General features: G+C 72.5%; 10 protein-coding genes and 1 pseudogene. 4 read left to right on the forward strand and 7 right to left on the reverse strand.

Features of this window, described 5'->3' with window-relative positions; translation table 11 throughout:
* The first annotated feature begins 321 nt into the window (after positions 1–321).
* Both EDC02_RS16780 and panB read left to right on the forward strand, forming a co-directional pair.
* On the forward strand, positions 322–2133 hold the full coding sequence (locus EDC02_RS16780; protein ID WP_123602783.1) for an NAD+ synthase: 1812 nt from the start codon (positions 322–324) through the stop codon (positions 2131–2133).
* 130 nt (positions 2134–2263) lie between these two features.
* Positions 2264–3157: a 3-methyl-2-oxobutanoate hydroxymethyltransferase gene (gene panB / locus EDC02_RS16785; RefSeq protein ID WP_123602784.1), complete on the forward strand. Its 894-nt coding sequence runs from the start codon at positions 2264–2266 to the stop codon at positions 3155–3157.
* A gap of 59 nt (positions 3158–3216) precedes the next feature.
* On the opposite strand, the gene npdG is transcribed toward panB, so the two are convergent.
* Both npdG and EDC02_RS16795 read right to left on the reverse strand, forming a co-directional pair.
* Positions 3217–3912 (reverse strand): NADPH-dependent F420 reductase, encoded by a 696-nt coding sequence (gene npdG, locus EDC02_RS16790; RefSeq protein ID WP_123602785.1) that lies wholly within the window; start codon positions 3910–3912, stop codon positions 3217–3219.
* A gap of 97 nt (positions 3913–4009) precedes the next feature.
* Positions 4010–5473: pseudogene (locus EDC02_RS16795) on the reverse strand (RNB domain-containing ribonuclease).
* Positions 5474–5638: 165 nt separating this feature from the next.
* On the opposite strand from EDC02_RS16795, the gene EDC02_RS16800 reads away from it, so the two are divergent.
* Entirely contained in the window at positions 5639–6271 is a 633-nt protein-coding gene (locus EDC02_RS16800) for a hypothetical protein (protein ID WP_148083486.1), read from the forward strand.
* Here the strand turns inward: EDC02_RS16800 and EDC02_RS16805 are convergent.
* Both EDC02_RS16805 and EDC02_RS16810 read right to left on the reverse strand, forming a co-directional pair.
* Complete coding sequence (locus EDC02_RS16805; RefSeq protein ID WP_123604862.1) at positions 6268–6471, reverse strand: SPOR domain-containing protein; 204 nt, start codon at positions 6469–6471, stop codon at positions 6268–6270. The genes EDC02_RS16800 and EDC02_RS16805 overlap by 4 nt on opposite strands.
* Before the next feature lie 208 nt (positions 6472–6679).
* Positions 6680–7438, reverse strand: coding sequence for an HAD family hydrolase (locus tag EDC02_RS16810; RefSeq protein WP_123602787.1), 759 nt, complete (start codon positions 7436–7438; stop codon positions 6680–6682).
* 153 nt (positions 7439–7591) lie between these two features.
* On the opposite strand from EDC02_RS16810, the gene EDC02_RS16815 reads away from it, so the two are divergent.
* The gene (locus EDC02_RS16815) at positions 7592–8635 is read left to right on the forward strand and encodes a LacI family DNA-binding transcriptional regulator (RefSeq protein ID WP_233605969.1); all 1044 of its coding nucleotides are present in this window, start codon (positions 7592–7594) and stop codon (positions 8633–8635) included.
* Between the two features lie 42 nt (positions 8636–8677).
* On the opposite strand, the gene EDC02_RS16820 is transcribed toward EDC02_RS16815, so the two are convergent.
* The 3 genes from EDC02_RS16820 to EDC02_RS16830 form a co-directional block, all read right to left on the reverse strand.
* Positions 8678–10696: a beta-galactosidase gene (locus EDC02_RS16820; RefSeq protein ID WP_123602788.1), complete on the reverse strand. Its 2019-nt coding sequence runs from the start codon at positions 10694–10696 to the stop codon at positions 8678–8680.
* Positions 10697–10773: 77 nt separating this feature from the next.
* A complete protein-coding gene (locus EDC02_RS16825; protein ID WP_123602789.1) occupies positions 10774–12108 on the reverse strand; it encodes an ABC transporter substrate-binding protein in 1335 nt (444 codons plus the stop codon).
* A gap of 25 nt (positions 12109–12133) precedes the next feature.
* A complete protein-coding gene (locus EDC02_RS16830; RefSeq protein ID WP_123602790.1) occupies positions 12134–13006 on the reverse strand; it encodes a carbohydrate ABC transporter permease in 873 nt (290 codons plus the stop codon).
* Positions 13007–13014: the final 8 nt, after the last annotated feature.

Raw genomic sequence — 13014 nt, forward strand, 5'->3', positions numbered from 1 at the left:
TGGTCTGCCCGGACCGGTTCCATTCTCCGCGCTGCTGCCCTCCAGCGCAGGACCAGGTGCTGTCGGCTCCCACCTGAGCTGCCCAGTCTTTACCGACCTCGTTACACCGACGTTACGGGACCGCTCCGGTCGCGCACCTGTCGGGGTTAGCCGACAATCCACACCATTTCGGCGTTTTACCACCAACCATTACGAAGGGGATATTAGACCACGATCACCGGAGCGCACCGGAGCATGTCCGCACAGTCACCTGACCGGTCCCCTTCGCGACCGTCGGCGACCGGCGGGTTGGTCGGGGTTGCGCTGGGGGAAGATAACGACATGCCGACGCTGCGCATCGCCCTCGCCCAGGTCAACCCCACCGTTGGCGATCTACCGGGCAACGCCCGGCTGGTCCGCGACTTCACCCGTACGGCGGTGGACGCCGGCGGGCAACTGGTCGTGTTCCCGGAGATGATGCTCACCGGCTACCCGGTGGAGGACCTGGTGTTCCGGGAGTCGTTCGTCGCCGCCGCCCGGTCCGGCGTCGGGCAACTCGCCGCCGACCTGGCCGCCGACGGGTTCGGCGACGTACCCGTGCTGGTCGGCTACCTCGACGCCGACGGGCCGGCCGCGATCAGCGCCGAAGCCGACCCGGGCCGGGGTCCGCGCAACGCCCTCGCCGTGCTGCACGGCGGCACCGTGGCGGCCACCTACTTCAAACACCACCTGCCCAACTACGGTGTCTTCGACGAGGACCGCTACTTCGTGTCGGGCACCTCGTTGACCGTCGTGCGCGTCGGCGGGGTCGACGTGGCGCTGACCATCTGCGAGGACCTGTGGCAGGCCGGCGGGCCGTTCACCACCGCCCGCCGCGCCGGCGTCGGCCTGGTCGTCACGGTCAACGGGTCGCCGTACGAGTTGGACAAGGACGACGCCCGGCTGCCACTGGTGCGGCGGCGGGCCGCCGAGGCCGGCGCCACCGTGGCGTACGTCAACCTGGTCGGCGGCCAGGACGAACTGGTCTTCGACGGCGACTCGATGATCGTCGCCGCGGACGGCACGCTGCTGGCCCGCGCGCCGCAGTTCGTCGAGCATCTGCTGCTGCACGACCTGACGCTGCCGGACGCGGACGCCCCGGCGCAGGACAGCGCCGCGACCCCGGAGGCCGCCGACGCGACGGCCACCCCGGAGACCCCGGACGGCCCGGACCGGATGACCGTCGACCGGGTGGTGGTCGGTGACCGGTTGGCCGACCCGGCGGGCGGGCCGGTCAGCGGCGGGGTCGCCGAGCCGCTGCCGGCCGAGGCGGAGATCTGGTCGGCGCTGGTGCTCGGGCTGCGCGACTACGTCCGCAAGAACGGCTTCTCCTCGGTGGTGCTGGGGTTGTCCGGCGGGATCGACTCGGCGGTGGTGGCCGCGATCGCGGTGGACGCGCTCGGCCCGGACCGGGTCGTCGGCGTCTCGCTGCCCAGTCAGTTCTCCTCCGAACACTCCCGGGCCGACGCCGCCGAGCTGGCCAAACGGACCGGCCTGGACTACCGGATCGAGCCGATCCAGCCGATGGTCGACCCGTTCCTGGCCAACATCTCGCTCTCCGGGCTGGCCGTGGAGAACCTGCAGGCGCGGGTACGCGGGGTGATCCTGATGGCGCTGTCCAACCAGGAGGGCCACCTGGTGCTGACCACCGGCAACAAGAGCGAACTGGCGGTCGGCTACTCCACCCTGTACGGCGACTCGGTCGGCGGCTTCAACCCGATCAAAGATGTCTGGAAGTCGCTGGTGTGGTCGCTGGCCCGGTGGCGCAACGACGACGCCGTCCGGCGCGGCGACGAGTCGCCGATCCCGGAGAACTCGATCGCCAAACCACCCAGCGCGGAGCTGCGTCCTGGTCAGCTCGACACCGACTCGCTACCCGACTACGCGCTCCTCGACGGGGTGCTGACCGGCTACATCGACGGCGATGCCGGCCGCGACGACCTGGTCGCCGCCGGGCACGATCCGGAGCTGGTCGACCGGGTGCTGCGAATGGTGGACCTCGCCGAGTACAAGCGGCGACAGTCGGCGCCCGGCACCAAGATATCGATCAAGGCTTTCGGTCGTGATCGACGGCTGCCGATCACCAACCGGTGGCGGGAGCCCGGCGACGGCTGAGACCCGTCGGGTGACCGGGTGAGGTGTGAATTCCTGCACTGAAGCCTCTCCGCGCCGGTGCCGCCGGTGGCACCATCGGGACGTACCCCGGGGACCGCGACCGCGGCCACGAGGGTGAGAGGAGACGACGATGTCCCGATCCACGCCGGGCGCCGGGCCCAGCCAGTCAGCCACGCCCACCGAGCCCGCCACGCCGGCCGAGGCCGTCGCGCTGTACGGCGGACCGGTCAGCCGCCGGGTCCGCACCCGTGACCTGATCGCCGCCAAGGAACGCGGCGAACGGTGGGCGATGCTCACCTCGTACGACCAGTACACCGCCGCGATCTTCGACCAGGCCGGCATACCGGTGCTGCTGGTCGGCGACTCCGCGGCGAACAACGTGTTCGGCCACGAGACCACCGTGCCGGTCACCGTCGACGAACTGCTGCCGCTGGTCCGGGCCGTGGTCCGGGCCACCCGGGGTGCCCTGGTCGTCGGTGACCTGCCGTTCGGCTCCTACGAGGAGGGGCCGACGCAGGCGCTGCGGACCGCCGTACGGTTCATGAAGGAAGGCGGCTGCGGCGCGGTCAAACTCGAAGGCGGTCGGCGGGTCGCCGACCAGATCGCCGCGCTGACCGGGGCCGGCATCCCGGTGATGGCGCACGTCGGCTTCACTCCGCAGCGGGAGCACACCATCGGCGGCTACCGGGTGCAGGGCCGCGGCGACGCCGCCGACGAGGTGATCGCCGACGCCCACGCGGTCGCCGAGGCCGGCGCGTTCGCCGTGGTGCTGGAGATGGTGCCGGGGGTGGTCGCCAAGCGGATCACCCACGACCTGCCGGTGCCGACGATCGGCATCGGTGCCGGCCCGGAGACCGACGCGCAGGTGCTGGTCTGGCAGGACATGTCCGGCATGCGGTCCGGCCCGACCCCACGGTTCGTGAAGCCCTACGCCGACCTCGCCGGGGTGCTCGCCGACGCGACCCGCCGGTACGCCGACGACGTCCGTGACGGCCGGTTCCCGACCGCCGAGCACACTTTCTGACCGACCGTCGTCACCGTCCGGTCCCGGCGGTTCGCGAGACCCCCGGGACCGGGCGGAGCTCACAGATCGGTGACCCGTACCCCGGAATGCGCCTTGTACCGGCGGTTGATGGCGATCAGGTTGGCGGTGAACGCCTCGATCTGGTGCGCGTTGCGCAACCGACCGGCGTAGATTCCCCGCATGTCCGGGATCCGGGCGGCGAGCGCGGCGACGACCGCCGCCGCCTCCCGGTCCTCGGCGCAGATCAGTACGTCCAGGTCGATCCGCTCAATTTTCGGGTCGGCCAGCAACGGCGCGCTCAGGTGGTTGAAGGCGGCGCAGACCCGCGAATCGGGCAGCAGCGCCGCGGCCTGCTGCGCGGCGCTGCCCTGCGCCACCGGCAACGGGTACGGGCCCTGCTTGTCGAAGCCGAGCGGGTTCACGCAGTCGACCACGATCTTGCCGGCGAGCGGGTCGCGCAGCGCGGCGACGGTCGCCTCGTGACCGTCCCACGGCACCGCGACGATCACCAGGTCGGACCCGCCGGCCACCTCGTCGTTGCCGCCGCCGCTGATCACCCCGGCCACCACCCCGGGCAGCGCGGCGATCTCCTCGGCGGCGGCGGCGGCCCGGGCACCGTCGCGGGACCCGATGCGGACCGGCTGGCCGGCGCGGGCGAGCCGGTACGCCAGGCCCCGTCCCTGGTCGCCGGTGCCGCCGATGATGCCGACCGTCAGGCCGGAAACGTCGGGCAGTGTGCTGGCGTCATATCCCATCCGCTTATCCTCACCCACCGGACGGCTGCCCGGGACCGGACCGTGACGTCGACCACCACCCGGTTCCGCACCGGCCACCACCTGCTCCGACCTGCGGTCAGCCGCCGTTCGCGGCGGGGACCGGCTCGGGCTCGGCGGCCGGGTAGCGGAAGATCACCCGCCGGCTGGCCGGGTCGGCGGTGATCAGCCGGACCCGGACCCGCTCGCCGACCGGTGGAGCGCCGGTGCAGCGGGCGATCACCGCCGGCTCGTCGAGGGCGACGGTGCCACGCGGCGCCCGCTTCGCGGTGCCCGGGTCGGCATCCAGTACCGCGACGTCGAACTCCGCACCGACCCGGTTGGTCAGCAGCACCGCCTCGGTCAGGTCGATCGCGGCCCGGGCCGCCGCGCTGGCGGTCCGGTCGGTCCCGGCCATCACCTCCGGCAGCCGGGGCAGCGCCTCGGCGACCGACGGCGGTACCTCCCGGCCAGCGGTCACCGCCAGGCAGACCTCCGTGGCGTACCGGTCGGCCAGCCGCCGCAACGGCGCGGTGACGTGCGCGTACGGGGCACCGACCCCGCCGTGGCCGGCTTCCGTCGGCGGCTGGCCGGCGAACGCGGTGTACCGGGCACCGCGCAGCAGCTCGGCGGCGTGGTCCAGGAACGCGGCGCCGCGCGGCTGTGCCGCGTCGACTCCGGCGGTGACCTCACCGACGGCCGCGCCCGGCGGCCACCAGACGCCCAGGGCACGGGCCGCCGCCCGCAGCCGGGTCACCGCCGCCGGTTGCGGTGCCGGCATGGTACGCAGCAGACCGACGCCGGCCGCAGCATGATGTCGGCGGCGGCCATCCCGGTGAGCAGCGAGATCTGGGCGTTGTGCTCCTCGACCGGCAGCGGTGGACGCAGCACCAGCCGCCAGCCGTCGCCGGCTGGTTCGACGTCCTGGTCGGGCAGCGGGAGCGCGACCGCGCCCCGCGCGGCCGCCCGCGCGCTCAGCAGCCCGCCGATGCGCGGCAGCCGGGCGATCGGCTCGGCGAGTTCGGCGAGCCGGCCGGCGGCCAGTGCGGCGTGCACGGTCGGATAGTCGAGCTGTGCCCGGCTGCGGACCCGGGCGCGTTCCAGCCGGGTGTCGACGAGCGCGCCGTCGGCGGCCAGGTCGAGCGTCCACACGACGGCCGGTCGGACGGCATCGGAGCAGACTGGCGGCGTTCTCGCTGAGGCTGGGCGGGTGCAGCGGGATGGTTCCGTCGGGCAGGTAGATGGTCTGTCCAGGGCGCCAGGTCTCGGCCTGCAGCGGGCCGCCGTCAGTGACGAACCGGGCGACGTCGGCGATCGCGTACCGGATCCGGAAGCCGCCGCCGGGCCGGTCGGTCAGGCACATCGCCTGGTCCAGGTCGCGTGACCCGGGTGGGTCGAGGGTGACGAACGGGACGTCGGTGAGGTCGGCCTCCGGCGGCGGTACGTGCGACGCCGCCTCGGCCGCCTCGCGTTGCGCCGCGGGCGGGAACGCGGTGGGCAGTTCCAGCTCGCGGCGCAACGCGCCGAAGTCGATCCGGGGCGCGGTCAGGCGTGGCAACGGCACGGACCATTCCTAGCAGCCGGCCGCCACGGGACGCTTCGGTGGTACGGCGGCGGCCGGCCGGCCACGGTGTGCCGGTGCGGTTGCCGGTGCGCCCCGGGTCAGCGGCCCGCCTTGCGGGCGGTCTGGGTCCCCGCCTTCTTGGTGGTCTTCTTCGCGGTCTTGCGGGTGGCCGCCGCCTTCTTGGCGGTACCCCGCTGGGCGGGGGTGGCGTTCCTCGGTGAGGTGGCCCGCTGCACCCGGCCAGCGGTGCGTTTCGTCGCGGCGGCGACCTTCTTCCCGGCCCGGCCGGTGGTGCCCTTGGCCGGCGTGGACCTGGTCGGGCTCGTCGTCGCCGTGCTCTTCGCGGCCGTGCTCTTGCCGGCGGTCGCGGTCCTCTTCGCCGGACTGGTCTTCCTCGCTGGGCTGGTCTTCGTCGCCGCCGGGCTGGTCTTGCGCGCCGTGGTCGTCGTCCGCTTCGCCGCCGGGCTGCTCCTCTTGGCCGCTGTCTTCTTCGCCGTCGGGCTCGTCTTGCGCGCGGTCGGGCTGGTCTTCTTCGTGGCGGGTGCCTTCGCCGTCGCGGACGCCTTCCGCGCGGACGTCTTCTTCGCCGCCGAACTCGTCTTGCGCGCCGCCGGGCTCGTCTTACCCGCCGCTGTCTTCGTGGTGGCGGTGCTCGACGCCCGCCGGGTGGCGGGACGGGTCGCGGCTTTGGTGCCAGCAACCATGGCTTTTTCCTCCTCGCGGACTTTCAGTGGATTTGTCCCCCATGGAGACAATGGAGTCTCCGGAATCCGACCCAGGTGGGCCGGACCGGCCTAGCCCTGCTCCCCGGTCCAGCGGGCGTCCTCGGTCTCCCACTCCTCGTTGCGCTCCGACACCCGCTGCAGCGCCTGCTCAGCTTCGGCCTTTGAGGTGTAGGGACCGAGCCGGTACTTGGCGGCACACAGGTCCGCCCCGGACTCCACGCGCTGATGACGGAGGCACCAGAAGTACTCGCCACCAGGTCCGCTGTCGCTCATGAGAACACTGTGCACGGAAAAACGGCAAAGCGCCACCGTTTCGCCCAAAATGTCGCCGCTTTTCCATAATAGACGAGCGCCATTGCGACCACTCCTCCGCCGGCAATTCGCGGCTCGACACAGAAGGCCGCTAACGGTTCGCGCGGCGGGGCGGCCGGAGTCCATCCTGGGCGGCCAGGTCGAGTGCCGCCCGGGAAGCCGAGCCAGGTCAACCGGTCGCGAACGCGGTTTCGATCAGGCGCCGCAGCCCGTGGCCATCGTCGACGGTCACGTCCGGCACCCCGTCGGGCTGGCCGCGTTCTCTACCGGTGCGGGCTGAGACCATCAGTACCGCGGCACCGGCGCCGGCCCGCCGGGCGCACGGGATGTCCCGGGCCGGGCTGTCCCCGACGAACCAGCAGTCCGCCACCGGTACGCCGAGTGCCCGCGCCGCGAGCCAGGCGACCTCAGGGTTGGGTTTACGCACCCCGGCCTCGTCGCTGTAGATCTGCACGGCGAACCGGTCGCCGAGATCGACGACGTCCAGGAAGTCGCGGTGCGCGGCACCGCACAACGTGTTGCTGACGATCGCCAGCGGCAGACCGGCGTCGGCGGCGACGTCCAACGCGGTACGGATACCGGGGCGTACCGCCCAGTCCGCACGCCGGGTCCACGCGTAGCTCAACGCGGTCGCCTCGCGCAGCACCGCGTCGCGGGCCGGGGCCGGCCAGCCGGGTGTGATGAACTCCCGCCAAACTTGTTCGTGGCCGTACTCCCGGGGGCGGTCCTGCTCGCCGATCCGGTCCCGCCAGGCGGCGTACTCGCGCTGCCCGTCGATCAGTGACCGGGTGATCCGTTCGGCGGACAACGCGTCGCCGACGAGTGCGCGAAGCCGGTCGACCAGGTGGGTCGGCTGCGGTGACATCGACGGGGCGTCGACGAGGACTCCGCCGAAGTCGAGCAGCAGGGCGCGAGGGGTGGGCAGCATCCGACCATCATCCCCGGCGCGCGGGTGTGTCGGCGCCCCTGGGACTCGGCATGTTTACGCAAACACGGCGAGCACTGCTAGTGTCAGCGCGGCTACCGGCGCGCCCGGCGCCGAGGCGTCGACGACGCCCGAAGAGAAAGGAGTCGACGCCCGTTGAGCTCGACCGCACCCGACCCGCCGGGGCGTCGCCGACGCCGGGTGTCGATGGCCGACGTGGCCCGGCTTGCCGGGGTCTCCACCCAGACCGTCTCCCGGGTGTCCACCGGGCATCCCGGTGTCGTCCCCAGCACCCGCCAGCAGGTCGTCGCCGCGATGCAGCAGCTCGGCTACCGACCCAACAGCGCCGCCCGGGCACTCAAGTACGGCGAGTTCCGCACCATCGGCGTGATCACCTTCACCCTGTCCACCACCGGCAACAGCCACACCGTGGAGGCGATCGCCACCCACGCCGCGGCCGAGGGTTACGTGATCACGCTGATCCCGGTCGCCGCTCCCACCCAGGACCGGGTGCTCGGCGCCTTCACCCGGCTCGGTGAACTCGCCGTCGACGCGGTCATCGTGATCATGGAGGTGCACCTGCTCGACGCCAGCACCGTGCTGCTGCCTCCCGACGTGCACCTCGTCGTGGTCGACTCCGACGCCGGCGACCGCTACCGGGTGGTCGACACCAACCAGGCCGACGGCGCCCGGCAGGCCGTCCGGCACCTGCTCGACCTCGGCCACCGTACGGTGTGGCACGTCGCCGGTCCGCCCGAGTCGTACGCCGGCGAACGGCGCGCGGCCGCCTGGCGTACCACCTTGTCGCAGGCCGGCCGGCTGGTGCCGGCGCTGCGCCGCGGCGACTGGTCGGCCGAGGCCGGCTACCGGGCCGGCCTCGAACTGGCCGACGAACCGGACTGCACCGCGATCTTCGTCGCCAACGACCAGATGGCGCTCGGGGTGCTGCGGGCCATGCACGAACGCGGCCGGGTGGTGCCGCGTGACGTCAGCGTGGTGGGCTTCGACGACATCGCCGAGGCCGGGTCGTTCATCCCGCCGCTGACCACCGTCCACCAGGACTTCGCCGAGGTCGGCCGGCGCTGCGTGGAGGCGGTGCTGCACCAGGTGCGCACCGGCACCGCGCAGACCGGCACCACCCTGGTGCCGACCCGCCTGGTGGTCCGGGCCAGTACCGCCGCCCCGCCGACGGCACGCTGACCCAGCGGTGCCGACGGCACGCTGACCGGATCCCACGGCCGGTCAGTGCGCCGTCGGCACCGCCCGTACCGAGACCCCCCGGGCCGGCAACGTCTCGGCCGGCCCGACCAGCGGTACGCCCGCCACGTCGGCCAACGACACCGGCTCGTCGGTCCGGTTGATCAGGAACCAGTGCTCGCCCCGGACGGCCGACTCGACCCGGCCGCGCAGCCGCTGCGGCAGGTCGCTGGTCACCCCGGCGGCCGCCGCGAACCCCGCCAGCACACCGGCCAGATCGGACACCCCGAGCCGGGTGGAGACGTAGCCGGCGGAACCGGCACCGACCGTACGGCGGGTGACCGCCGGCCGGCCGGCGTACTCGCCGGTGCGGTAGGACGCCAGCACCTCGACCTGCGGATCGGTCACCGTGACACGGTCGGTCCACAGCTGGCCGGACGCACCGGTGTCCAGCAGCACCTGTGCGCCGTCGGGCAACGGGCCGAACTCCTCGATCCGAATCCCGAGCAGGTCCCGCAGCGCCCCCGGGTAGCCGCCGAGCCAGATGTGGTCGTGCTCGTCGACGATGCCGGAGAAGTAGGTGGTCACCAGGTGGCCGCCAGCGGCGACGTGACCGCGCAGCCGGTCGGCGAGCGCCGCCGGCACCAGATGCAGGATCGGGGCGACCACCAGGCGGTACCCGGAGAGGTCGGCGGCGACCGGCAGCACGTCGGCCCGGATGCCGAGCGCGAGGAACGCCGAGTACCAGTCGAGCGCCTCCTGCTTGTAGCGCAGCCGCGACGTCGGATGGGAGTCCTGCTCGCAGGCCCACCACGACTCCCAGTCGAACAGGATCGCCGCCGGTGCCGGCGTGCGCCCGGTGCCGGCGACACCGGCCAGGTCGGACAGCGTACGGCCGAGCGCGGCGACCGAACGGAACAGGTCGCTGTCGGCCCCGGCGTGCGGCAGCATCGCCGAGTGGTACTTCTCCGCCCCGGCCGCCGACTGGCGCCACTGGAAGAAGCAGACCGCGTCGGCGCCGTGCGCCACATGGGTCAACGAGTCACGGGCCAGTTCCCCGGCGCGTTTGGGCAGGTTCACCGGCTGCCAGTTGACGGCGCTGGTCGAGTGCTCCATCAGGAACCACGGCCGTCCGCCGGCCAGGTTGCCGGTCAGGTTCGCCGAGAAGGACAGTTCGTCGAGGGCCTGCGGACCCGGGTGCACGTAGTGGTCGTTGGCGACGAAGTCGACCTCACCCGCCCAGTCGGCGTAGTTCATCCCGGACGACTCCCCCATCACCATGAAGTTGGTGGTGACCGGCACGTCCGGGGTGACCTCGCGCAGCACGTCGCGTTCGGCGCGCAGATGCGCGCGCAGCGCGTCGGAGGAGAACCGCTTGAAGTCCAGCTGCTGGGTCGGGTTCGGGTAGGAGGCGGCCTGCCGGGGCGGCAGGATCTGGGCGAAGTCGGTGTAGCGCTGCGACCAGAACGCCGTACCCCAGGCGTGGTTGAGCGTGTCGATGTCGCCGTAGCGGTCCCGCAGCCAGGTCCGGAACGCGGCGGCGGCGTCGTCGGAGAAGTCGTAGACGTTGTGGCAGCCGAGTTCGTTGGAGACGTGCCAGGCGGCCAGCGCCGGGTGGTCACGGTAGCGCTCGGCGATCGCCCGGACCAGACGCAACGCGTACGCCCGGAAGATCGGCGAGGTGGGCCGCCAGTGTTGCCGGGCACCGGGCCAGACGGTGGCGCCGTGCCGGTCGACCGGCAGGATCTGCGGGTGGGCGGTGGTCAGCCACGGCGGCGGCGAAGCGGTCGCGGTGGCCAGATCGACGGCGATGCCGTTGGCGTGCAGCAGGTCCACCACGTCGTCGAGCCAGACGAAGTCGAACTCGTCCGGGCCGGGCTGCAGCCGCGCCCAGGAGAAGATGGCCAGCGAGACGATGTTCACCCCGGCGGCGCGCATCGCCGCCACGTCGTCGTCCCAGACCGACCGGGGCCACTGCTCGGGGTTGTAGTCGGCCCCGTAGCCGATCCGGGGGCCGCCGTTGCCCGGCCAGCGCAGCCAGCGGTAGTCGTCACCGAACGCCACGTACGTCTCCTCGCTCCTGAGGGGGTGGGTGCGCTGGCCCGGCACCGGCCGTCGCGGCGGTGCCGGGCTGCGCCGGGTCAGCTGACGGTGAAGCCCTGGTCGGTGCCGTAGCTGACACAGGTGTCCCGCCAGGCGGTCAGCGCGTCGGTCAGCGGGGTGTCCGACACGTACGCCTGCCCGACGGTGTCGTTGAACACGCTGTTGGCGTACACCTGGAACGGAAGGTAGGACCAGCCGTCGACGACGTCGCCGGCCGACTCGGCGAAGATCTCGTTGGCCCGCTGCCCGCCGAAGTACGCGAACTCGGCACCGAGGAACTCCGGCGACTGCAGCTGCGCGGTGGTGGCCGGGAAGGCGCCGCCGTCGACCCGGATCTGCACCCCGTCGCCAGCGTTGGCGTACTCGATGAAGCCGTACGCGAGGGCCCTGTTCGCCGCGGCCGACGGGACCGCCAGCGAGCTGCCGCCGTTCTCGGCGCTGGCGGTGCCGCCGGCGTCCCACTGCGGCAGCGGGGCGACCCGCCACTTGCCGGCACCGTCGGCGACGCCGGAGATCAGGTTGGCCGGCATCCAGGCGCCGGTGGCGAGGCTGGCGATGGTCCCGTCGGCCAGCCCCTGGTACCACTGGTCGCTCCACGAGCTGACCGGGGCGAGCAGGTCCTCACTGATCAGTTGCTGCCAGGTGTCGGCGAACCGGGCCGAGCCGTCATCGGTGAAGTCGATGCTCACCTCGGTGCCGTCGACCTGGAACGGCTGACCGCCGGACTGCCAGATCAGGCTGGTGGTGAAGCCGGCGTCGCCGACGTCGTTGGTGATGTACACCTGCGGGTCGGCCCGGTGCAGGTCGCGGGCGGCGTCGACGTACTCCGCCCAGGTGGCCGGCACGTCGATGCCGTGCTCGTCGAAGACCTCCTGGTTGTAGAACAGCGCCATCGGGCCGGAGTCCATCGGCAGGCCGTGGACGCCGCCGCCGGTGTTCACCGACGACCAGGGTCCGGGGGTGAAGGTGTCGGCCAGGTCGCCGGCGCCGTAGCCGGTGAGGTCGGTGACCGATCCGGCGAGGGCGAACTGCGGCAGCGCGTAGTACTCGATCTGGGCGACGTCGGGCAGCCCGTCACCGGCGGCGATCGCGTTCTGCAGGGCGGTGTACTGGTCGTCGCCGGTGCCGGCGTTGACCAGCTCCACGGTGACGTTGGGGTAGGCGGCCTGGAAGCCGGTGACGACCTCGGCGAGGGTCGGCTCCCAGGCCCAGACGGTCAACTCGCCGCCGGCCTGCAGGGCGGCCCGTACGTCGGCGGCGGAGATCTGCTCGTCACCGGCGGCGTCGGTCGGGTCGTCGCCGGAGCCGCAGCCGGCCAGCGCCAGGGTGGCCGCCGCGGCGACCGCGACCGCCCGCGAAATGGTGCCGTTCATGGGGTGTCCCTTCGGTGATGGGTGGTCACTCCTTGACGCCGCCGGCGGCCAGCCCCGACTGCCAGTAGCGCTGCAGGAGCAGAAAGGCCGCCAGCAGCGGCAGGATGGTCAGCAGCGAACCGGTGATGACCAGGTGGAAGACCGGCTGGCCGCCGGCGGTGGCGGCCTGCGCGTTCCAGGCGTCCAGGCCGAGGGTCAGCGGGTACCAGTCCGGGTCCTTCAGCATGATCAGCGGCAGGAAGTAGTTGTTCCAGGTGGCGACCATGCTGAACAGCAGCACCGTGACGATGCCGGGAGCCAGCAACGGCAGGCAGATCTGGAACAGGGTGCGCATCTCGCTCGCCCCGTCGCACCGCGCCGCCTCCAGCAGTTCGTCGGGGATCGCCTCGGCGGCGAAGACCCACATCAGGTAGAGCCCGAACGGCGTGATCAGCGACGGGATGATCACCGCCCACGGGGTGTTGGTCAGCCCGAGACGGCTGAACATCAGGAAGGTCGGCACGGCCAGTGCGGTGCCGGGTACGGCGACCGCGCCGATGACGATCGCGAAGACCGCCCGGCGGCCGACGAAGTCGAACTTGGCCAGGCCGTATCCGCCGAGGGTGGCGAGCAGGGTGGCGCCGCCGGCACCGGCGAGCACGTACAGCAGGGTGTTGCCCAGCCAGCGGAGGAAGATCCCGTCGTCGTAGCGCAGCGTCTCGACGACGTTGTCCCACAGCGCGAAGTCGCCGGCGAACCACAGCCCGAACGAGGAGAACAGACCCTGCTGCGATTTGGTGGCGTTGACCAGCAGCCAGATCAGCGGGACGAGGCTGTAGACGAGGACGATCCCGGTCAGCGCGGTCAGGGTCAGACTGCGGCCGGGCCGACGCACCCGGGTGGGGCCGGGCCGGCGCATCGGGGAGG

The sequence above is a fragment of the Micromonospora sp. Llam0 genome, assembly GCF_003751085.1.
Classification (GTDB): Bacteria; Actinomycetota; Actinomycetes; order Mycobacteriales; family Micromonosporaceae; genus Micromonospora_E.